Source organism: Serratia sp. CoH_134_PS_4 (assembly GCF_058190535.1).
The window spans coordinates 99,457-121,097 of sequence record NZ_JBXWKI010000011.1 but is presented as its reverse complement, the minus strand read 5'-3'; the positions used below and the strand labels follow the sequence as shown (position 1 = coordinate 121,097).

The 21,641-nt window shown below is 54.8% G+C and carries 21 protein-coding genes; 13 read left to right on the top strand and 8 right to left on the bottom strand.

What is annotated here, in order from left to right; all coding sequences use genetic code 11:
* Positions 1–4 precede the first annotated feature (4 nt).
* Entirely contained in the window at positions 5–814 is an 810-nt protein-coding gene (locus tag AC2FCQ_RS17585; RefSeq protein WP_209639698.1) for a MoaF C-terminal domain-containing protein, read from the top strand.
* On the opposite strand, the gene lldD is transcribed toward AC2FCQ_RS17585, so the two are convergent.
* The 3 genes from lldD to AC2FCQ_RS17570 form a co-directional block, all read right to left on the bottom strand.
* Positions 815–1,954, bottom strand: a complete 1,140-nt coding sequence (gene lldD, locus AC2FCQ_RS17580; protein WP_209639701.1) for an FMN-dependent L-lactate dehydrogenase LldD — start codon at positions 1,952–1,954, stop codon at positions 815–817.
* A gap of 34 nt (positions 1,955–1,988) precedes the next feature.
* Positions 1,989–3,569 carry an L-lactate permease gene (locus AC2FCQ_RS17575; RefSeq protein ID WP_490308775.1) on the bottom strand — a complete coding sequence of 527 codons (1,581 nt, stop codon included), beginning with the start codon at positions 3,567–3,569 and terminating at the stop codon, positions 1,989–1,991.
* A 334-nt stretch (positions 3,570–3,903) separates the two neighbouring features.
* Positions 3,904–4,824 (bottom strand): LysR family transcriptional regulator, encoded by a 921-nt coding sequence (locus AC2FCQ_RS17570; RefSeq protein WP_265556513.1) that lies wholly within the window; start codon positions 4,822–4,824, stop codon positions 3,904–3,906.
* Positions 4,825–5,074: 250 nt separating this feature from the next.
* On the opposite strand from AC2FCQ_RS17570, the gene AC2FCQ_RS17565 reads away from it, so the two are divergent.
* The 3 genes from AC2FCQ_RS17565 (at position 5,075) to AC2FCQ_RS17555 (ending at position 7,426) form a co-directional block, all read left to right on the top strand.
* Entirely contained in the window at positions 5,075–6,727 is a 1,653-nt protein-coding gene (locus tag AC2FCQ_RS17565) for a multidrug ABC transporter permease/ATP-binding protein (RefSeq protein ID WP_209639709.1), read from the top strand.
* Between the two features lie 400 nt (positions 6,728–7,127).
* Entirely contained in the window at positions 7,128–7,241 is a 114-nt protein-coding gene (locus AC2FCQ_RS17560; protein ID WP_209639711.1) for a YmiA family putative membrane protein, read from the top strand.
* Between the two features lie 11 nt (positions 7,242–7,252).
* Positions 7,253–7,426: a hypothetical protein gene (locus tag AC2FCQ_RS17555; protein ID WP_209639713.1), complete on the top strand. Its 174-nt coding sequence runs from the start codon at positions 7,253–7,255 to the stop codon at positions 7,424–7,426.
* Here the strand turns inward: AC2FCQ_RS17555 and AC2FCQ_RS17550 are convergent.
* A complete protein-coding gene (locus AC2FCQ_RS17550) occupies positions 7,416–8,636 on the bottom strand; it encodes a CynX/NimT family MFS transporter (RefSeq protein ID WP_265556510.1) in 1,221 nt (406 codons plus the stop codon). The genes AC2FCQ_RS17555 and AC2FCQ_RS17550 overlap by 11 nt on opposite strands.
* A 515-nt stretch (positions 8,637–9,151) precedes the next feature.
* On the opposite strand from AC2FCQ_RS17550, the gene agaR reads away from it, so the two are divergent.
* From agaR to agaF, 6 genes are read left to right on the top strand one after another with little or no spacing between them, the layout of a single operon-like run.
* Positions 9,152–9,925 carry a transcriptional repressor AgaR gene (gene agaR, locus AC2FCQ_RS17545; protein ID WP_037418365.1) on the top strand — a complete coding sequence of 258 codons (774 nt, stop codon included), beginning with the start codon at positions 9,152–9,154 and terminating at the stop codon, positions 9,923–9,925.
* Between the two features lie 23 nt (positions 9,926–9,948).
* Entirely contained in the window at positions 9,949–11,232 is a 1,284-nt protein-coding gene (locus AC2FCQ_RS17540) for a D-tagatose-bisphosphate aldolase, class II, non-catalytic subunit (RefSeq protein ID WP_209639719.1), read from the top strand.
* Between the two features lies 1 nt (position 11,233).
* Positions 11,234–11,710 carry a PTS N-acetylgalactosamine transporter subunit IIB gene (agaV, locus tag AC2FCQ_RS17535; protein ID WP_037418370.1) on the top strand — a complete coding sequence of 159 codons (477 nt, stop codon included), beginning with the start codon at positions 11,234–11,236 and terminating at the stop codon, positions 11,708–11,710.
* Positions 11,711–11,724: 14 nt separating this feature from the next.
* Positions 11,725–12,504, top strand: coding sequence for a PTS N-acetylgalactosamine transporter subunit IIC (gene agaW / locus AC2FCQ_RS17530; protein WP_209639722.1), 780 nt, complete (start codon positions 11,725–11,727; stop codon positions 12,502–12,504).
* Positions 12,494–13,387: a PTS system mannose/fructose/sorbose family transporter subunit IID gene (locus tag AC2FCQ_RS17525; protein ID WP_490308774.1), complete on the top strand. Its 894-nt coding sequence runs from the start codon at positions 12,494–12,496 to the stop codon at positions 13,385–13,387. Before agaW ends, AC2FCQ_RS17525 begins: the two co-directional genes overlap by 11 nt.
* Before the next feature lie 10 nt (positions 13,388–13,397).
* Positions 13,398–13,832 (top strand): PTS galactosamine/N-acetylgalactosamine transporter subunit IIA, encoded by a 435-nt coding sequence (gene agaF, locus AC2FCQ_RS17520; RefSeq protein ID WP_490308773.1) that lies wholly within the window; start codon positions 13,398–13,400, stop codon positions 13,830–13,832.
* 44 nt (positions 13,833–13,876) lie between these two features.
* Here agaF and AC2FCQ_RS17515 read toward each other — a convergent pair whose 3' ends face one another.
* Positions 13,877–15,613 carry an ABC transporter ATP-binding protein/permease gene (locus AC2FCQ_RS17515; protein WP_209639731.1) on the bottom strand — a complete coding sequence of 579 codons (1,737 nt, stop codon included), beginning with the start codon at positions 15,611–15,613 and terminating at the stop codon, positions 13,877–13,879.
* 191 nt (positions 15,614–15,804) lie between these two features.
* On the opposite strand from AC2FCQ_RS17515, the gene AC2FCQ_RS17510 reads away from it, so the two are divergent.
* Positions 15,805–16,512 carry a tetratricopeptide repeat protein gene (locus tag AC2FCQ_RS17510; protein ID WP_209639734.1) on the top strand — a complete coding sequence of 236 codons (708 nt, stop codon included), beginning with the start codon at positions 15,805–15,807 and terminating at the stop codon, positions 16,510–16,512.
* 47 nt (positions 16,513–16,559) lie between these two features.
* Here AC2FCQ_RS17510 and AC2FCQ_RS17505 read toward each other — a convergent pair whose 3' ends face one another.
* Together AC2FCQ_RS17505 and AC2FCQ_RS17500 are read right to left on the bottom strand one after the other, a co-directional pair.
* Positions 16,560–17,210, bottom strand: a complete 651-nt coding sequence (locus AC2FCQ_RS17505) for a DsbA family protein (RefSeq protein ID WP_265556499.1) — start codon at positions 17,208–17,210, stop codon at positions 16,560–16,562.
* 112 nt (positions 17,211–17,322) lie between these two features.
* Positions 17,323–18,207: an MBL fold metallo-hydrolase gene (locus AC2FCQ_RS17500; protein WP_404760877.1), complete on the bottom strand. Its 885-nt coding sequence runs from the start codon at positions 18,205–18,207 to the stop codon at positions 17,323–17,325.
* Between the two features lie 108 nt (positions 18,208–18,315).
* Here AC2FCQ_RS17500 and AC2FCQ_RS17495 point away from each other — a divergent pair, with 108 nt between their 5' ends.
* Together AC2FCQ_RS17495 and AC2FCQ_RS17490 are read left to right on the top strand one after the other, a co-directional pair.
* Entirely contained in the window at positions 18,316–19,224 is a 909-nt protein-coding gene (locus AC2FCQ_RS17495; RefSeq protein ID WP_209639743.1) for a LysR family transcriptional regulator, read from the top strand.
* Positions 19,225–19,538: 314 nt separating this feature from the next.
* Complete coding sequence (locus AC2FCQ_RS17490) at positions 19,539–20,693, top strand: MFS transporter (RefSeq protein ID WP_209639745.1); 1,155 nt, start codon at positions 19,539–19,541, stop codon at positions 20,691–20,693.
* Here the strand turns inward: AC2FCQ_RS17490 and AC2FCQ_RS17485 are convergent.
* Complete coding sequence (locus AC2FCQ_RS17485; protein WP_209639748.1) at positions 20,683–21,606, bottom strand: LysR family transcriptional regulator; 924 nt, start codon at positions 21,604–21,606, stop codon at positions 20,683–20,685. The genes AC2FCQ_RS17490 and AC2FCQ_RS17485 overlap by 11 nt on opposite strands.
* Positions 21,607–21,641 lie beyond the last annotated feature (35 nt).

The window sequence follows — 21,641 nt, the reverse complement described above, 5'->3', positions numbered from 1 at the left end:
GAGCATGTCTTTAAATCCGTCAGTATTGAACCAGAACGCCGAGCCAGAGTGGAAGAACTATGACGATTTCGCCAGGGGGATTGATACCAACCGCCTGCCACCGACCCAAGACTGGCGTGGCAAAACGTTGCAGATGGTGTTTGAACAGGGTGAAGAGATGACGTTGCATTTCAGTGCCGATCAACAACGGCTGCACTGGACTTGGCAGGGAGAACAAGGGGAAGACGCTTACGAGGAGGTACGTACTTGCCCATCACAATACTTCTTTAATATTCCTTTGCAGAAACCGGGAAATGAATGCCTGACATTGGTGCTCAACGCGGATAGCGGGCGGGTGTTGATGGTGCGTAGCACGCTGTTGCCTGAACAACAGGTGACGAATGGTTCCCGGTTGGGCCAAACATTCAGTGTGGGTCATCGGGTGGATATTACGCCGAGCGGCTTGGCGCCGCACCTGACCCGTGAGCTGCTTGGCTACCGTACGTTGAATATTTACAGCCCCAACCATTATTACGAACATTTCTACGTGAATACTGAGCGCTATGCCTGGCAGAATCTGCGCGGTGAGCAGTTTGGTCACGGTGATATGGATTACGCCACATACTATAAATTTGCGGAAGAGCAGTATTTGTTCACCTTCCGAGAAAAGATTATCCCGGTTTGCTCGGTGTTCTTTTTCGATTTTACCCTTGGCCGCTGCACAGGGATATTTCTGGGTCTGGATGCCGCCGGCAAGGTGTTAGTGTCCCCCGCCGGCGCTTTCATTCACAAGATGAGTTACAACAGCTACCCCGACGGGGTACAACCGCTGTAATCAGCGGTTACTCACCAGAGAGTCGGCGTTAATGTCCGCGATGGTTTTCGCACCGATCAACGTCATGGCGACGCGCATTTCTTTATCGATCAGTTCGAGCAGGTTGGCGACACCCGCCTGCCCGGCTGCCGCGAGGGCATAGGCAAAGGCACGCCCCAGCAATACACCGTCTGCGCCCAGTGCAATCATGCGTACCACGTCCAGCCCATTGCGAATACCAGAGTCGGCGAGGAGTGTAATATCGCCTTTCACCGCGTCGGCAATGGCTGGCAATGCGTGGGCCGTCGATAACACGCCGTCGAGCTGTCGGCCACCGTGGTTGGAGACCACAATGCCATCGGCACCGAATCGCACTGCATCCTTGGCATCTTCGGGATCCAGAATACCCTTGATGATCATTGGGCCTTGCCAGAACTCACGGATCCAATCCAAATCCTTCCACGAGATAGAGGGATCGAAATTGGCGCCTAACCAGCCGATATAATCTTCGAGGTTGGTCGGTTTGCCGCGATATGCCGAGACGTTGCCCAAATCATGCGGCTTGCCGCACAGCCCGACATCCCAGGCCCATTGTGGATGCGTCACGGCCTGCAGTATGCGTCGCACGGCAGCATTGGGACCACTCATCCCTGAGTGTGCATCACGATAACGCGCGCCAGGCACGGGCATATCGACAGTAAATACCAGGGTTTTTACCCCTGCAGCTTTAGCGCGCTCCAACGCATTGCGCATAAAACCCCGATCTTTCAATACATACAGCTGGAACCACATCGGTCGATCGATTGCCGGTGCCACTTCTTCAATGGGGCAGACTGAAACCGTAGACAGGGTGAAGGGAATGCCTTTCTGCGCCGCGGCTTTGGCTGCCTGCACTTCACCGCGGCGGGCGTACATTCCCGTCAGCCCGACGGGGCCGAGGATCACCGGCATTGCCAGTTTTTCACCAAACAGGCTGGTTTCCAGACTGAGGTCTGACATATTTCTCAGTATGCGCTGGCGCAGGGCAATACCTGCAAGATCTTCGGTATTGCGTCGTAGCGTATGCTCCGCGTAGGCTCCGCCGTCAATGTAATGGAACAGAAAAGGCGGAAGCTTAGCCTGTGCTGCGGCCCGGTAATCGGTTGATGCGGAGATGATCATATTTTTACCTTATTTCGATAGCGTGCTTTTACATTCATAAAGTCAGGATCTGCGCCATAACGGCGGCGATCCCCCCGTACACCAGCAAGGGCAACACGGTCTTTCTTATAATTTTTCCTTCAGCATTGCTGATCCCAAGGATTGAGCAGACGGCGATAATATTGTTCAGGCACACCATGTTGCCCATGGCACCGCCAACGGATTGCAGAGCCAGCGTCAGATTGACGTTTAGCCCACTGCTCATGGCGATGGAATGCTGAATACCGCCAAATGTTAGATTGGACACGGTATTGGAACCTGAAAAGAACGAACCCAGGGCACCGAGGAACGAAGAGAACAGCAGCCAGCTTTCCCCCGTGAGCGAGGCCAGTGCTTTGCCAATGAGGATCACAGGCGCCTTGTCGCCACCCTGCATCATCAGATTGACCATTACCAAAGCGCCAAACAGGGCGATAAAGGGCTTGGCTATGCGCCCCCCGGTTTCTGTAAACATCTGTTTTACCTGTTTGCCGTTTAGCTTAAACAGGGGAATGCACAGCAAAACCACCAGTAAAAAAGGAATCAATGCAGGCACATACAGCGTTTTGTAGCTTGCGGCAGCAGACGTACCTAATACCTGTTGTAATTCAATGATCAGGGCATCACTGATGCGCAGCTCGCCCAAGCCGCCGAGTTTGCCATTCCATAAAGGTGCATTGCTGTTGAGCAGTGCCTTAATTCCCAACTGATGAATACGCGTGACTATCAAAATAGCAATCAGCAGCAGCGTTGGGGTCATTGCTTTGATGACCTGCACGAATGGCACAGGTTGAGAGGATGTTTTGCTTTCGCTGCGTGTCAGGCCAACCCCGGCGCGTGCCAATAGCACTGACAGCATCAAGCCAATCGCGCCGCCAACCAGTGCAGGAAATTCATAGTTAACCTGTGCCAACAGCAAGTAAGGCACAGTGCAACTCAAGACGCTAAGCAAAATAAAGGGCAGGTTGCGGCGAATCTCATGCCAGGACACGATAAAACGCAGTGCCAGCAACGGGATAACAAACCCAGCGACAAAGTGGATTAATGCGGTTTGGCGGCCAATGTCCAACAGGTCGGCATCGGGAAGCCCCAAATTGGCGAAACCGAACCAGGTGGGTGTGCCGACGGCACCGAACGACACGGGGACAGAGTTCATGACCAGCGTTAGCAGGGCTACGCGCAATGGGTTAAAGCCTAACCCGACGAGGATCGGGGCTGCAATGGCGGCGGGGGTACCAAAACCGCTGGCCCCCTCAATCATAAAGGCAAATGCCCAGCCGATGATCATCAACTGTGCGACCGGGTTAGGGCTGATATTTTCCAGCCAGTTCCGCACCACGTTTTCTGCCCCGCTGATCTGCATCAGCTTATTGAGCAAAATAGCGCCGGCAATGATGGTAATTGGCGTGAAAACCGAAACCAATGCGGTAATGATATTGGCATGCAACAGCAGCGGCAGGCTATCGAACCAAAACAGTTGTACGACATACACGGCAGCCGCTGTCAGCGGTAGCGCAAAATAGGAGGGAACACCGTTCTTTTTGGTCATCATCCAGATCAGCAGGACGATGGGCGCAATACTGAAAAGCAGGGACATAAAAGCCTCAGGGTTATTATTGTTATTTGTGGCTGTATGTAGCCGAAAGGTTAATTACCGCAACATTTTCATTCTAATCACAACCTTGGGTGATGTTCCATTCAGCAATTATCCGGTATTGAAAAGAAGGGCGGCGTCATCACGTTATTGTTGGCGGTGTGCGTATTGAGGGTTTTTTTATTTGATTTAAAATCAATGCGATAGGTTTGTTTTTTATATGATGAATGTGCTGGCTCACATTAATTACACAATAATCATCAATAGATTATATTCAAAAGTGGCGTAATCCCTGGCGGGCGCTATCGGCCCGCTTGGAATAATTATGTGATCTGGTTCAAAAATAGTGGCTGATGCTTTGGTAAGACGCGATGATATGTTCAATCAGAAGTCGGGTTTTTAGCGGTAAATTACGGGTATAGGGATAGACAGCGTAAATGCCTAATACTTTGCCGCAGTGACCAGACAAAATTTCCACCAGTTTTCCATCCTGTAAATCCTCATACACCATACAGCGCGGCACCATGGCAATACCATAACCACCGATCACGGCCTTGCGGATTGCTCTGGCATTATTGGCGGACAGGTTGCCATTAACCTGTAACTCATAAATTTTGCTGCTGCCTGGCTGTTTCATCAACCAGTTGTCGGTCCCGCTTTCCTGATACGTGTAGGTCAGGCAATTATGCTGGAGTAGGTCATCGGCCGAGTGAGGCTCAGGATGCTGCTGCAAATAGCCTGGTGAGCAGACGATCACCCAGCGTGAATCCAGAATAGGGCGAGCAATCAGGCTTGAATCTGGCAGGGTGCCGGTACGGATAGCCAAATCAACGCCTTCATTAACCAGATCAACGAAGCGATTCTCGAGCCGCATCTCAACCTTCAGATTGGGATGGCGGGCGCAGAATTCTGCCACGCTCTCACTCAGCAGCAATTCCCCTGAAATCGTCGGGACCGACATGCGGATCACGCCGGTCAACTCGTCGCTTTTTTCACTGACAACGTTCAGGGCTTGCTGAATTTGAGCGCCAATCTCTTTGGCCTGATGGTATAGGCTTTGGCCGTTTTCCGTCAGTGTCAGGCTGCGGGTGGTGCGGTATAGCAGGCGTGCGCCAAGGGATTTTTCCAGTCGGCCGATACGTTTACTGACCACCGAGCTGGTGATGCCGGCCGTTTCAGCGGCTTTGCTGAAAGAACCGCAGTCAACTATCAGAGCAAACAGGATCAGGTCGTTGGCATATTCATGTGTGGGCAGCATCAGTTGGTGTTTTCCTCATCCCAGAGCAACGCTCAGTGTATACCCGTCATACTTGAAGCGGCATCTTTGTTGGCAAGTTTGTGCGCCTCGATCGACGCGTTATCTCTGCGCCTGAAACTCATCCTCCGCGGAGATGGGCATTTTTGCGGCCAGAGTGCCATCACCAGAGACAATATGAGAATTGTTATTGATATCACTTTTGTGCCGCTTACAATGCCTGCCATCTCAAGATTTAGGGTAAGGGTTCTTCATGGAGTTGCTACGGGTGGTGTACCACCAGTATCGCTGGCCGTTTTTGGCGGTAATGGCGTTAACCATGGCCAGCGCGGCGTTGGGCATAGGTATCATCGCCTTTATAAATTTGCGGCTGATGACGGTAGCGGGCAACCCTCTGGCCGTATTACCCGAATTCCTCGGTTTATTGGCATTGCTGATGGCGGTAACGCTGGGCTCACAGCTAGCGCTGACCACGCTCGGCCATCATTTCGTGTTCCGACTGCGTGGCCAACTGGTCAAGCGCATCCTGGATACGCATATTGAGCGGATAGAACAGCTGGGCAGCGCTTCGCTACTGGCAAGCCTGTCCAGTGATATTCGTAATATCACGATTGCTTTTGTGCGCTTGCCGGAGCTGGTGCAAGGGGTAGTCTTGACGTTGGGATCGGCGGCCTATCTGGGGTGGTTGTCACCGAAGATGTTGGTGGTCACCGCGATATGGGTTGCTGTAACGGTATTGGGTAGCGGCTGTTTAGTGTCTCGCGTGTATCGCCACCTGACCAACGTGCGTGAAGCGGAAGAACGCCTTTATGAACATTACCAATCTGCAATTGATGGCCGTAAAGAGCTGACGCTGAACCGCGATCGTGCAAAAGCGTTGTACCAGCAAGCCTACCAGCCCGATGCCGAAGATTATCGACACCATATTATCCGCGCGGATACTTACCATCTCAGCGCGGTAAATTGGTCGAATATCATGATGCTGGGCGCGATTGGCCTGGTGTTCTATATGGCAAATAGCCTGGGCTGGGCTGATACTGCGGTGGCGGCGACCTATTCACTGACGTTGTTGTTCCTGCGTACGCCGTTGTTGCAGGCGGTGGGGGCATTCCCGACGCTGATTGGCGCAGAGGTGGCTTTCGGTAAAGTCAAAGCGTTACAGCTTGCAGATTACCAACCCGCATTTCCTGCGGTGAGCCCCAAAGCCTGGCAGACCCTGGAACTGTGCGATGTGATGTTCCACTATGGCGCGACGGAGCAAAAAGCCGGGTTCGCCGTCGGGCCTATCAACCTGACGCTGCGCCGCGGTGAGCTGGTATTCCTGATTGGCGGCAATGGCAGTGGAAAATCGACGCTGGCAATGCTGTTAACCGGCTTATATCAACCGGTCAGCGGGAAAATTATGCTGGACGGTGTGCCACAGACCCCGGCAGATATGCATGATTATCGCCGTTTGTTCTCCGCTATTTTTACCGATTTCCACCCGTTCCACCACCTGCAGGGGCCAGAGGGGGAGCAACCGGATGCCGAATTGGTAGAACGTTGGCTTAATCGATTGAACATGAAAGACAAGCTGCAATTCGATGGTCTGCGGGTGACCAATCCGCAACTATCACAAGGCCAGCGTAAACGTCTGGCGTTACTGCTGGCCGTGGCGGAAAAGCGCGATGTGCTGCTGTTGGATGAATGGGCGGCGGATCAGGATCCGCAATTCCGCCGTATCTTCTACCGTGAGTTGCTTCCGCAGTTACGCGCACTGGGAAAAACGGTTTTCGCCATCAGCCATGATGACCATTACTTTGAACATGCCGATAGGTTGCTGCAAATGCGTGATGGGCATTTAAGCGAGCTGACCGGCAACGATCGTGAACGCGCCAGCCGGGACTCGATTTCGCAGATTGACTGAGGCTTATCGTTCGGGCCGCATTGGCGGTCCGAATCGCCGTTGGTCAGCGTATGGCGCTATCCGATGAACACAGCATATAACGTCACTTCTCCAGCCAGCCCCCAGTTTAACCTGCCGCAAATTCCCCTTACATAAAGTCAATTAATTGAGTATTGCTTTATTTACCGGTGGTTTAATTTTGATCTGTTGTGTTGTGTCACACTGCGCCATCGTTCACTAATGCAACACACATTCGCCGCCCATGACGCATTATCCAGACCCTTTCTCTATCCCTACCTCGCCTCAAGTGCATAGGTAGCAGATGTTTGTGAAATTACTAGGGCAACAAAACACTTTATTGATCGTTTAAATAGATCAATAATCACGTTTTAATTGATTTAATCTATTATACGGGGTGGCTGTGATAAGCAAGGATGATGCAAATATCAAACGTAAAGCTTGGCTATGCGTATTTATCGGCTGCGGGATGTTTTGGCTGGCCGTCGCCGCCGTGATTTATTGGCTGTTTATTTAGGAAATGTGTCGATGGACAAAAAACGCGTAAAGAAGACGGGGGGCGCCCGGGATGATAGCCCGGCCAAGATCCCCCCTTCCTGGCAGTTGACTCGTGAGCAACGTGAGTTTATCAACGACCTATGGCAAGACGACGCTGTAGAGCCTACATCGGAGCAACCCACGCGGCCTGGTGTTAATGAATAACCCGGTTGCGCCCGGCCAACATGCCGAACAGCACCTGCAGCAGCGTCAAACCCAGCAAAATGGCCAGTGGCAACTGCCAGCCTTGCGTTAGATCGTGTAGCAAACCGAATAACGTGGGCCCCAATGCCGCCAAAAGATAGCCTACCGATTGCGCCATTCCCGACAATTGTGTTGCCTGGTGATGATGACTACTGCGTAGGCCAAAGAAGGACAATGCCAGCACCAAAGAACTTCCCGCCCCCAACCCGGCAAAAATCAGCCACACCAGCGAATTTTCAGGCCTCAGTAACAGGCCGGCTACCCCAGTAAAAATCAGCAGTGAACTGCACAGTGCGATAGTTCGCTGATCCCGCGCGCGCGGCAGAATAAATACCATGACGAAGTTAGCGGCGATCGCCACCAGTTGATAAATAAACAGCTCAAAACCCGCTTGCTGTGGCGAGGTGCCGTGGCTGGCGGCAAAGGCACTGAACCAGCCGATAATGGTGTAAAAGGTGATGGACTGTAAGCCCATAAACAGCGCGACTTGCCAACCGAGTGCACTGCCCCAGGGAGAGCGAGAGGGAATAGGTTGAACACCGGGTGTGGTACTGCTCACGGCAGTGGCGGGGCGTCGCAGCTGCGGCAGCCAGATAATCAATGCCAATAGGGCCGGAAGGCTCCAACACAGCAGAGAAAAACGCCAGCCTAGATCGTTCATCGCTGCCAGCGGCACGGCCAAGCCGGAGGCCGTCGCCGCGACCAGCGACATTACGGCGGCATAGCCTGCAATCATCGCCGCGGCACGCTGCGGAAAGTCGCGTTTGACCAGTGTCGGCAACACCACGTTGGCAAATGCGATGGCGGCGCCAATTAAAACGCTGCCCAGCCACAGCATGCCGTGTTGCGGCAGGGAGCGCAGCACAATGCCGATAACCAACAGTAATAGTGCCATACCCAGAGTGCGTTCAATGCCCATACGCTTGGCCAGGCCGGGAGTCACTGGCGATAGCACGGCAAACAGCAGCAGTGGCAGTGAGTTAAGCAGGCCGGCAGCGGTAGCGGACAGTGATAACTGCTGTTGGATTTGTTCAAGCAATGGGCCTACGCTGGTCAGCGCGGCGCGCAGATTGGCCGCGACCAACATAATGCCGCTGATCAGCAATAATGGATGGCGTAACCGACGGCGTTTTATGGCGGCAGATGTTTGGGGTAAGGCAGAATGGGGCATGAGTTCCTCGCACCAGGGCATGCAGTCAATCAATGCTGCACAGCATGATGCGTTGATTGACGTTAACGCTTACGTACCGACCCTTGGCCGATATCTGCGCGCAGTGTAGGGGAAGATCCCCCGGCCTGACAAGAGGTCACTTGAACGCCGGCGACGCAATTCGGGCATTTGCGATGCCATGCTGGGGAAGCATAATTGCCAATATGTGATCCCGATCACCTGATGAATTAAAAGTCAGCCTGCCAGGCGGTTACACCGCCGCTTTCGTTTTCTGCCTATCATCCGGCTTCTCACCCCGGCAGCTGCGCCCGCTCTGATATTTCACTTTGCTTTTTTCTGCGCTTATAAAATTTTCACTTCATTTCGATTCGAAAGGTTTTTAGCCAGTTTTTCTGCTAAAACAGCGCTGTAACCCCGATCACAATTTCATTGCTTTCGCTTTGCTGTAATGCAGGCGCAGTAGAGCGAAAGCCATCTTCTCCCCGGCCCGGCCGGAAAACTGAGGACCGCAGCTCATGCCAGTGAATACCGCAAAACGACGTGAACACATTATCGATCTGTTATGCGAGCACGGTAGCGTGCGCGTGGAGCAGCTCAGCAAGCAATTTGCAGTATCCACGGTAACGATCCGCAACGATCTGCGCTTTCTGGAACGAAAAGGGTGTGCGTTGCGGGCTTACGGCGGCGCCATGCTCAATCAACAATTTGCCTTCGATCGCCCGTTACATGATAAGGGGCGGTTAAACCGCGACGTGAAGTCGCAGATCGCGAGCGTAGCGGCAAGCTATGTGCGTGATGGTGACGCGTTGATTCTCGATTCCGGTTCCACCACCACTCAAATCGTGCCGTTCCTGAAAGGGCGACGCGATTTGGTGGTGATGACCAATGCGCTGAACATTGCTTATGAGCTTTCAGGCAACGATGGGGTGGAAGTGATGGTGCTGGGGGGCAGCGTGCGCCGCAACTCCTACTCGCTCTATGGTCCGGCTGCCGAACAGCAATTGCGCCAGTACCGTTTCGACAAACTGTTTTTGGGGGTCGACGGCTTCGATCTGGCTGCCGGTATCACCACGCCTCACCCCGGTGAGGCACACCTCAACCGTGTGATGTGTGAGGTGGCGCGCGAGATCATCGCCGTGGCGGATGCCAGCAAGTTTGGTCGCAAGAGCTTTTGCATGATTCGTGAAGCTGGACAAATTCATCGGCTGATTACCGACAGCCTTCTTCCGGACGATTACGAGCGGGCGTTAACCGAGTTGGGCGTGGAGGTTGTCATCGCCGATCGGTAGTACGGCGCCTGCGTGGGGGATTCATGCAGCAGTTGTTACAGCTTATTGAGCAGCACAAGGCCGGAAAACCGGTTGGGATATTTTCCGTTTGTTCCGCTCACCCCTGGGTGCTGAAAGCAGCCCTGCGGCAGGCCAAAGAGCGTGGTACACCCGTGCTGGTGGAAGCCACATCGAATCAGGTCAATCAGTTTGGCGGTTACACCGGCCAAACCGCGGCACAATTCCGCGATGCCCTGTGGCTGCTGGCCGATGACGTGGGGCTGGCACGGGATCGTCTCTGGTTAGGGGGCGATCATCTCGGCCCGAATGCCTGGCAGGATCGCCCGGCTGAAGAAGCGATGATGCTGGCAGAAAGGCTCATCGACGATTATGTCCGTGCCGGCTTTCGTAAAATCCACCTTGATTGCTCCATGTCTTGCGCTGGCGATCCCTTCCCTCTGAATGATGAAACGGTGGCCATCCGCGCTGCACGATTGTGTGCCGTCGCGGAACGCGCCTGGCAGGAAAGCGGCGGTGAGGCGCCGGTCTATGTCATCGGTACAGAAGTGCCGGTACCCGGTGGCGCTCAGGAAGCGCTGGAAGGCATGCAGGTCACTACGCCGCAGGCCGTACAGCAAACGCTGGACGTACACCGGCTGGCGTGGCAACGCGCTGAATTGGTCGATGCCTGGACGCGAACCATTGCGCTGGTGGTGCAGCCGGGTGTCGAGTTTGATCATCACAGCGTAGAACACTACCAGCCGCAACGAGCCCAAGCGCTGAGCCACTTTATCGAAAAGCAGCCGGGCATGGTCTACGAGGCACACTCAACGGATTACCAACCGCCCCAGGCTTACCGGCAATTGGTGGGCGATCACTTCGCTATCCTGAAAGTCGGCCCGGCGTTGACCTTTGCACTGCGCGAGGCGTTGTTCGCCCTTGACCATATCGAACGCGAATGGCTGGGCGAGCATCAGTCGGCGCAGCTTTGCGCCACGCTGGAACAGGTAATGCGCGAACAGCCGCAGCAGTGGAGTCGTTATTATCACGGCAACCCGCATCAACAATATCTCGATCGCCACTACAGCCTGAGCGATCGGGTGCGTTACTACTGGCCGCAGCCGCAGGTTCAGCAGGCAGTGGAACACCTGGTCGACAATTTGCGCCGTCATCCGGTCCCGTTGGCGCTGTTGAGTCAATATCTGCCCGATCAGGCCCGTGCAATGAATGCGGGTGAATTGAGCCAGGATCCGCAGGATTGGGTGATGCACAAGGTGACGCAGGTGCTCGATGATTACCATGCCGCCTGTTACCCGGAGGTGCATTGAAATGCCAAATATCCTGATGACGCGTATCGATAACCGCCTGGTGCATGGCCAAGTCGGTGTGACCTGGACCAATACTTTGGGGGCCAATCTGGTGGTGGTCGCCAACGACGAGGCCGCCGCCGATCCGGTGCAACAGAACCTGATGGACATGGTGGTGGCGGAAGGGGTACAGACGCGCTATTTCACGCTGCAGAAAACCATCGACGTGATCCACAAGGCGGCAGATCGGCAGAAGATCTTTTTGGTGTGTAAAACGCCGCAGGATGTGTTGCAGCTGGTGCAGGGCGGGGTGCCGATCCGTTTCGTGAACGTCGGCAATATGCATTTCGCCGAGGGGAAGCGACAGGTGCATAAAACGGTCTCACTGGATGACGATGACGTTGCCGCTTTTCGTGAGTTGGCAGCGCTGGGTGTCGAGTGTGAGGTACGCCGGGTGCCGGATGAAGCGGGTGAGGCGATCGGCAAACTGTTGTTTTGAGGTCGGGGGTAATCATGTTGACTGATGCGTTATTGATTGCACTATTGGCAGGATTGGCAGGGGTCGATCTGTTTGACGGTCTGACCCACTTCCATCGTCCGGTCGTGCTGGGGCCGCTGGTTGGTCTGATTCTGGGGGACGTTTACACCGGCCTGTTGGTCGGGGGCACATTGGAACTGGTGTGGATGGGCATGGTGCCGCTGGCGGGAGCTCAGCCCCCGAATGTGGTGATTGGCGGGGTGATTGGCACGGCATTCGCCATTCTGACCAAGGCTGACCCCAAGGTCGCGATCGGCGTTGCAGTGCCGTTTTCGATTGCAGTACAGGGCTGCATTACGCTGCTGTTTACGCTGTTTTCGCCGATGATGCACCGTTGCGACCGCATGGTGAAAGAACTGAATTGGCGCGGCATTGAACGGGTGAATTATCTCGGTATTACCATCCTGTTTGCGTTCTATTTTGTGGTGGCGTTTCTGCCGATTTATTTCGGTGCCGATGCGGCCAGCGCCATGGTGCAAAAAGCACCGGTTTGGCTCCTGGATGGCCTGGCGGTAGCGGGCGGTATGATGCCGGCGATTGGTTTCTCATTGCTGATGAAAGTGATGATGAAAAAAACCTACGTGGCCTATTTCATCCTCGGTTTCATTTCCGTCACCTTCCTGAAATTGCCCATTCTGGCCGTGGCGCTGGGTGCGCTGGCGATCGCACTGATCGATTTCTTTAACAGTCAACGGGCCGGTGCGGATTCGCTCAAACAGCCTGTACAACAGGAGGATGCTGAAGATGGCATTTAATGATTCCGACGACCTGCTGGCACAAAAAGCGGAGCAGCGTTTAGCACAGGCGCTGGCCACCAGCCAGGTCGAGCAGGACGACTACGTCGATAGTCAACCCGCTGAGGCGTTGACCCGTGGAGATATCAACCGCATGGCCTGGCGCTCGTTGCTGTTGCAGGCGTCGTTTAACTATGAACGAATGCAGGCCGGTGGCTGGCTGTACCAACTGATCCCGGGTTTGCGCAAGATCCACCGCAATCCACAGGACTTGGCCAACTCGATGAAAATGCACATGGAGTTTATCAATGTGCACCCGTTTGACGTCACCTTCCTTTCCGGACTGGTGTTGGCAATGGAGCAAAACAAGGAGAAGATTTCCACCATTCGCGCAGTAAAAGTGGCGCTGATGGGCCCATTGGGCGGTATTGGCGACGCGTTGTTTTGGCTGACGCTGCTGCCGATTTGTGCCGGGATTGGGGCCTCGCTGGCGCTGGAAGGCAGCCTGTTCGGGCCGATCGTCTTCCTCTTGCTGTTTAACGTTTTCCACTTCGGTTTGCGTTTCGGGCTGGCGCACTACGGTTACCAGGCCGGCACCAGTGCGTTGGCGCTGCTGAAAACGCACACCCGACGAATATCCCACGCCGCGTCGATTGTCGGCATGACGGTAATCGGTGCATTGGTGGCCTCATACGTTCACCTTTCTACCCCGCTGGTGATGCATGCCGGCAAGGCCAGTGTGGCGTTACAGACCGACGTGCTGGACAAGCTTATGCCCAACCTGTTACCCCTGTGTTTTACGCTGCTGATCTTCTTCCTGATGAAGCGGGGTTTTTCACCCGTCAAATTGATTGGCGTGACAGTGGTGATTGGGGTCGTGGGCAAATTTATCGGTTTATTGTGAGGAAAGGGCTATGCCAGGCATTATGATTACCGGCCATGGTGGCTTCGCCAGTGGGCTGTTGCAGGCGGTTGAGCAGGTCGTGGGGCCGCAAGAGAACTGCATCGCGGTCAATTTTCCCGAACAGATGAGCACCGCCCAGTTAAATGTGGCGCTGGGTGCTGCGTTGGCTGAGGTGACGCAACCGGACGGTGTGGTGTTCCTGACTGACATGCTCGGTGGTTCACCGTTTCGCTGCGCCAGTGAACTGGCGGACTTGCATGGCGATTGTGAGGTGCTGACGGGGGTGAATATGCAGTTGGCGGCAGAAATGATGCTGGAGCGGGAAGGGTTGAGTCTGGACGAGTTTCGCGAAGTGGCACTGGCATGCGGCAAGCGTGGCCTCACCAGCCTATGGCATGAAAGACGCCGGGTAAAATGCGAGGACGTGCAAACCGACGGTATTTGAGAGGAACCGGGCGCCGCCATGGTAGGGGGCGCCCAGTCGGTCGGTTAGCCCGCGATGGGCAGTGGGCTCAGTGACATGCGGGCCGGTTGGTTTTCTTCCACACGATTAAAACGCCAGCAGCTTTGATGGTATTTCGCTACGCTGTTGCGGTGCGCCACGCTGACTAAGGTCACCTGCGGTAACTCATCCACCAGTAAACAGTACATCAGTTGTTCTGTCTCGTCGTCCAGCGCACTGGTGGCTTCGTCGAGGAACAAAATGTCTGGGCGGGTCAGAATGGCGCGGGCGAATGCCAGCCGTTGTTGCTCACCCGGCGACAGGCGCTGACTCCAGTTGGCACTGGTATCCAGCCAGCGCTGCAGATGCTTCAGCCGGCAATTTTCCAACACCTTCAACAACTGCTCATCAGGGTATTCGGCTGCAAGATGCGGATAGCTCAGCGCTTCCCGCAGTGTACCGATCGGAATATAACTGCGCTGTGGCAAAAATAGGGTACTGCTGGCGGCGTCGCGCCCAATCGCACCAGAGCCATATGGCCAGATACCGGCGATAGCGCGTAGCAGCGTGGATTTACCGCAGCCCGATGGGCCGACAATCAGCACGCGTTCGCCGCGTTTCAGGGTCATCGACGTGGGATCCAGCAAAGGCTGGCCGTCTGGTAACTGCAGGCTGAGACGATCGAGGATCACCGGTTGGCCGTTTTCCTGCTGCAATTGAATGCCGCGTTGCTGATGGTGTACCTGATCCACGGCGGCGTTAAAACCGGCCAGACGGTTTACACAGGCTTTCCAGGTTGCCAAATCGCTGAAAGCGTCGATAAACCATGATAATGCGCCCTGGACCTGACCAAAGGCGGAAGAGATCTGCATGAGTCCCCCCATCTCGATGGCGCCAGAGAAGTAACGCGGCGCAGCCACCAGCATTGGGAATACAATGGCGAATTGACTGTAAAAGTTAGTGGCAATGTTGAGCCTTCGGGTGATGTGCATAATTGACCACCAGTTGGCGCGGATGGTGTCAAAGCGGTCGCCCAACTGTTGTGCTTCGCGCGGTTCACCCTGATACAGGGCAATCGCGTCGTTGTTTTCACGGATGCGGATCAGGCCGAAACGAAAGTTTGCCTCATAGCGCTCCTGATTAAAGCCGAGCTGGACCAATGGCTTGCCGACCCACCAGATCAAGAGCGAACCCAGCACCGCATACAAGAGGGCGAACCACACCATGTAACCAGGCAGGGTGATGGCATGTTGGTGAATGATAAAGGTCATTGGCCCACTGACGTGCCAAAGAATGGTAATAAAAGAAAACAGTGTCACCAGACTGGAGAGCAGCCCGAGCGACAAAGAGAGTGTGTACTGTGTCAGGACGTTGAGATCTTCGGCGATACGCTGGTCCGGGTTATCAACGATCTGCTGTTGCTCGGTGTGGTAATAGGCCTGATGCGCCAGCCATTTGCCCATGAATTTCTCTGTCATCCAGCGCCGCCAACGCATTTGCAGGCCTTGTGTCAGATAAATTTTATACACCGCCAGCACGATGAAAATGAGCGCCAGATAGGTAAAGCGCCACAGCTGTGCCTTGAATACCGGGTAGTTTTTGTTTTGCAGCGCGTCATAGAACACTTGGTTCCATTGGTTGATCAATACGCTGATATACACCAACCCGAGCGACAAGACGATGATGGCGATCAGCATCGACCAGGCCCGCCATTTTTCTTCCGAAACCCAGAATGGCTTTATCAATTGCCAGACGGCATGTTTGGAGGTAGGGGTTGTGTTCATGGGATCCCATAAATTATGCATTTTCTTCAGCATGGGCCGGGGGCAAGTAACAAACAAACCTGGACTGTAAGCAGTTTTAACGCAGCTAACCGTTTGAAATATTGCGACTGAATCGTCAGGGGTGATGCCATGCCCGATGGCGGTTATACTGGCGCCGAAATTGGGTTTTTTTATTGCGGAAAGGATAAGTGATGAAGGCGTTGGTCCCCTTGCTGTTGGCCTATGGCGTGCTCGTTAGCGACCAGGCTATGGCACAGATTGATGAGCCGGATATTAATGCCGATTGTCACAAAGTGGCGAGCTACGCTGAACTGGGGAACAGTGCCTATAAGCGCGGCGACTATTCGCATGCCGCCGATATTTTCCGCGATCAGGCTGCCTGGAGCGAGTTTTGTGGTCTGGACGAACAGGCAACAGCCACGGCCTACAATAACGTGGCGTTGGCCCTGATGCATGCAGGTGAATTGCTCAAGGCTCGGGCTTATTTAGAGCTGGCGCCGCAAGACAGTAAATCCCGGCATAATCTAACGCTGTTGCAGCAGCGGTTAGCGAAGCAGCCACCGTTGGACGGGCCCGGCGGTGTCTACTGGCAATATGCCGGACGTGGCGTATGGAGCGAAGTGGACATCAAACCGCAGGATGGGCACTGGCTGATAAGCTATTCCGGCTATTACATGCCGCAGATGGGCCTGTATTACGGACCGAATATGGGGGAGTTCGCCGAAGTGCTGCCGATTGAACATGGCAAAGCGGTGTACCATCAACGGGAACCGGAGGACGCAACGACCTGTGATGTGTCCATGCAGTTCAGGGCTGATTCGCTGGACATGCGCACCCATGGCGACTGCGGTTTTGGCTTTAACGTGCGGGCTGAAGGGCGCTTTGTGCGGGTTGAATAGTGAGCCCCGGGCATTCAATCGCATGAACGCCCGGGGCTGTGGCCGCTTTAAGCCCAGGTGGTGGCACCACTGAGCAACTCTTTCCAGGCCTCGACATTGCCCAGATAGTTACCCACAGGGAGTTGGCGCAAACGACCTTCGCTGTCTTCCAACGCAAAGGTCGGGAACCCTTGACCGTGAATTTTGGCCAAAAGCGCCCGGCTTTGCGCAATGTGCTGGGCGGTCGGCGCACCGGCGTTAAAACGCATTTCGGCGATGAACGGCGCAGAGGCTAAGCCTAACTCCTTCGCCAAGGCTTCCAACACCGGCGTGTCGGCGATACGTCGGCCTTCCTTATAATGCGCCTCTTGAATGCGATGCAGCATATCCAGCCCACGCCCTGCCAGCGCTTGGGCCGCCAGTATTGCAGTAATTGGCGGCTCAGAGTCCATGACTGCGGTGGTGTCACGCAGTAGCCCGTTGAAATAGGCCTCACCGAAAGGTTGCCCGGTTAACTCCGCAATACGTTTATCGTGCGGAATGACATAGTTGCGCCATTCGTCCGTGATCTGACGGCGATTGTTGCCGGTCATCATGCCGCCAGCGTGCAGGGCGATGGTCAGCCCTGGAATAGTTTTGGCCGCTTTTACCAGTGGGGCAGCGCCATAACACCAGCCACACAGCGGATCGAAAATGTAATGCAGAGTCGTGCCGGTCATCTTTATTCCTCGTTATACCTCTTGTCTTCCAGGCGGCAGCACTGCCACCTGGGAGAGGTCAGGTACCTATCTGTGCAATCAATAACGCCTTAGCCTGCTTTTTGTTGCACGCTTATTGAGGCCACTTCATTTCGCCTTTCAGCACTTTGGCGCTCAGTTCCAGACTCGATTCGTCTTTCAGGTTCGGGTAATGCTTTTTCATCGCCGCAATCAGTTCTGCAGAGTTTTTGGTCTTCGGCAGCTCAGCTTCCAGCGTGGTCAGGTAATTCTGGGTAAAGGTGACGGACTTAAGCGTCTGATCGGCACCCGGCAGGAAGTGACCAGGAACAACGACGTTTGGTTTCAATGCTTTGATGCCTTCCAGCGTTTGTTGCCAGTGTGCACGTGATTCAACCGTTTGGTTATCGGCGACCCACGGGTGGATATTGTCACCGGCAACGGGAACACCGCCCACGACAGCCTTCAGCGCGGGGATCCACACATAGGTGCGCTCTGGTGTTGGGCCCGTCAGGCCTTTCACTTCCACTTTCTGGCCGTCAACGGTGAAACTGTCACCCTGCAACGCCTGAGGTACAACGACCGCTTTTGGTGCGTTATCTTTCAGGATCGGGCCCCAGTACGCGACTTTGCCGTCTTTGGTTGCGTTGATTTCTTTGATCGTGCCGGGTGACGCGATGATTTTTGCCTGTGGGAAAGCGGCCTTAATGACGTCCAGACCGAAGTAGAAATCAGGATCTGAATGGCTGATATAGACGGTGGTCAGTTTTTTACCGGTCGCTTTGATCTTTTTCACCAGTTCTTCCGCGTCGTTGCGCTGGAACTGGGCATCGATCAAGGCCACTTCGTGTTTGCCGCTGATGATTTCAGATGACACAGGGAACACGCTTTTCTCGCCTGGATTGTACACTTCCATGGTCAGGGTATTGGCCGCAGTGGCGTAGGCACTGAAGGTCGTGATGCCGGCGAAGGCCAGAGTCAATAATGATTTGTTAAACATGGTTAGAGATCCTTGAGTCGCGATTAATGTTGTACAGATGTTAGGTTGCATAAAGCGATAGAAAAACCGGATAATAAGCAATTATTCATTGCGTAAATCGGACGAATCATGGATCGCATTACCGCAGCTGAGGTTTTTATCACCATTGTTGACCGTGGCAGCATGATTGCCGCCGCAGAAACGTTGGAAATGTCGCGAGCGATGGTGACCCGTTATCTCGCCCAGATGGAGCAATGGGCCGGCGCACGTTTACTGCACCGTACTACCCGTAAGCTTAGTCTGACTGACGCCGGAGAGCGCACATTGGAGCGTTGCCGACAGATGCTGGCGCTGGCAGGTGAGATTGATCTGGTTGAAAGTGAACAGAGCGACGAACTGCGTGGCTTGCTGCGCATCACCTGTTCGCAGTCCTTGGGTCAGACGGTGCTGGTGGGGGCGGTTGCGCAATACCTCAAGCGCCACCCGCAGGTTGCGGTGGATCTGCAAATGAATAATCGCACGGTGAATTTGGTGGAAGAGCGCATTGATTTGGCATTGCGTATCACGAATGAACTGGATCCCAATTTAATCGCTCGGCCATTGTCATCCTGTGCATCCGTAGTCTGTGCGTCTCCGGCTTATCTGGCGGCGCAGGGTACGCCACGTCACCCACAAGATCTGGCATTGCACAACTGTCTGACGTATTCCTACTTCGGTAAAAGCCTGTGGCATTTTGATCACCAAGGGGTGAAATCGGCGGTCGCGGTGAGCGGTAATCTCAGTGCCAATGAATCCGTGGTGTTGATGGCGGGGACCGTACAGGGGGCCGGTATTTCCATGCAGCCTTATTATTCGGCAGCGCCGTTGTTGGCCAGTGGCGAGCTGATTGAGCTGATGCCGGATTACCAGCCCCAATCTATGGGGATTTACGGTATTTACACCTCACGCCGGCAAATGCCGGCCACTTTGCGCACCATGTTGGATTTTCTGGTGGAGTGGTTTGCCAATGATGCCGACTGGCGGGCGACGCTGCGCTGATATCGTTAACAACACGGTAATATTTGTACACATTTTTCATCATCAGCGCATTCAAGCGGTTAGACGGCTGAGGGGATCTTTTTGTGCCCTGTCACGGCCCGGTCACTGGTTCTCATACTGACCATCATGTTATTCCTGTCGTGTGAGAAGGGTGAATAAGACTTAATAATTATAGGGTTAAGCAGATTCCCTGGCTCTTTGAACGCCATTTCTGATTCTTCACGGGCAACCTGTCAGGCTGCCCGGCGATTTTTTGTGTTTTTATCTGCCTCGTGCGACTGCCGCCGGGGCTTTGTTGATTGGGAGCGTTACACATGCCTGTTTCTCTGCTCGCACTGGCATTAAGTGCATTTGCCATCGGCACGACCGAGTTCGTTATTATGGGGTTGCTGCCTGAAGTTGCCAGGGATCTGCAGGTCTCTATTCCTTCCGCCGGTTGGTTGATCAGCGGCTATGCGCTGGGTGTGGCTATCGGCGCGCCGATCATGGCGCTGCTGACCGCCAGGCTGCCGCGTAAAAAAACCTTGTTGCTGCTGATGGTGATTTTTATCTTTGGCAACATTATGTGCGCCCTGGGTTACAGCTACGATTTCCTGATGCTGGCGCGCATTATCACTGCACTGTGCCACGGTGCGTTTTTCGGTATTGGTGCGGTTGTGGCGGCTAACCTGGTGGCACCTAACCGTCGTGCCTCTGCGGTCGCGCTGATGTTCACCGGCCTGACGCTGGCTAACGTGTTGGGTGTGCCACTCGGCACCGCATTGGGGCAGGCATTGGGGTGGCGCTCGACGTTCTGGGCGGTGGCCGTGATCGGCGTATTATCCTTGATGGCGCTGTACAGCAAGCTGCCAACGGTGAAGGATGAAACACCGACCGATCTGAAAAAAGAGTTGGCGGCGCTGCGCGGCGGCGGTATCTGGCTTTCGCTACTGATGACGGTGGCTTTTGCCGCATCGATGTTCGCGCTGTTTACTTATATCGCCCCCTTGTTGACTGAAGTGACCGGCGTTTCGTCGCACGGCGTGAGTTGGACGCTGCTGCTGATGGGCGTGGGCCTGACGCTGGGCAATATCCTTGGCGGCCGTCTGGCTGACTGGCGTTTGCCGCTGACGTTGACCTGCACTTTCCTGGTGATTGCCTGCTTCGCTGCGCTATTTAGCTGGACCAGCCATGCGATGGTGCAGGCAGAAATCACGCTGTTCCTGTGGGCGGCGGCGGCATTTGCTGCGGTACCCGCACTGCAAATCAACGTGGTGACTTACGGTAAGAAAGCCCCCAATCTGGTGTCCACGCTGAACATTGCCGCGTTTAATGTCGGCAATGCTATTGGTGCATGGGTAGGTGGAGTCGTGATCGCGCAAGGACTGGGATTGACCAGCGTACCTCTGGCCGCTGCGGGGATCGCATTGCTGGGGTTGGTTCTGTGCCTGATCACCTTCAGCCGTGCCAAGCGCCCGGCTAGCGCGTAATTACCGCGGCCAAGCGGGCGGGGAGCGTCTCCGCCTGCTGTTGCAAATGCTCGGTAAAGGCGGTGACCAGTGCCGAGGCCGGACGATGCAACGGCCGGATCAAACTGACGGTGAAGGGGACGTCAACGCTGAATGGGCGGATGTGAACGCCGCTGTGGGCGTAGTCAAGCGCCGTTAACGGGTTGACGATCGACACCCCGACCCCGGCTTTAACCATTGCGCAGACTGATGCGGCGCTGTGGGTTTCCATCACCAGACGGCGGTTCACCCCTTCCTCACTGAACAGCGAATCCAGCAGTTGGCGGTAACTGTCGGTGTTTGACAGGCTGACGAAGTGTTGATCAGCAAAGTCCTGCGGTGTCAGCACCGTTTTTGCCAGCAGTGGGTGCCCTGCCGGTAGCACACACACTTCGTTCAACGTCATCAGCGTCATGCGCTCGGTGCCTGCCGGTGTCAGGGTATTTTCCGTCAGGCCCAAATCGTGGCGCTGTGCCGACAACCATTCTTCCAGCAACGGTGACTCCTGCGGGATGACGCTGAAGCTCACTTCTGGATAGCGATCAATAAAGGGTTTGCACACGGCGGGTAACAGCGACTGCGAGAACACCGGCAGGCAAGCGATCGAAAGCTGTGCTTGCTGAAACTGGCGGATGCCCGCGGCCGCGTTAACGATGCGATCCAGGCCGTAATAAGAGCGTTGAACCTCCTCCAACAGCCTCAAGCCTTGAACCGTTGGGGACAAACGGCCCCGCACCCGCTCGAATAATTGCAATTGAATCAGTTTCTCAAAGCGTGCCAGCTCACGGCTGACGGTGGGCTGAGAGGTTTGCAGCAGTGCAGCGGCCTCGGTCAGATTGCCGGTCGTCATCACCGCATAGAAGATTTCAATCTGGCGCAGGGTTATCGCGTGCATCGAGAGGGTCCTTAACGAGCAAAGCCATATCATAA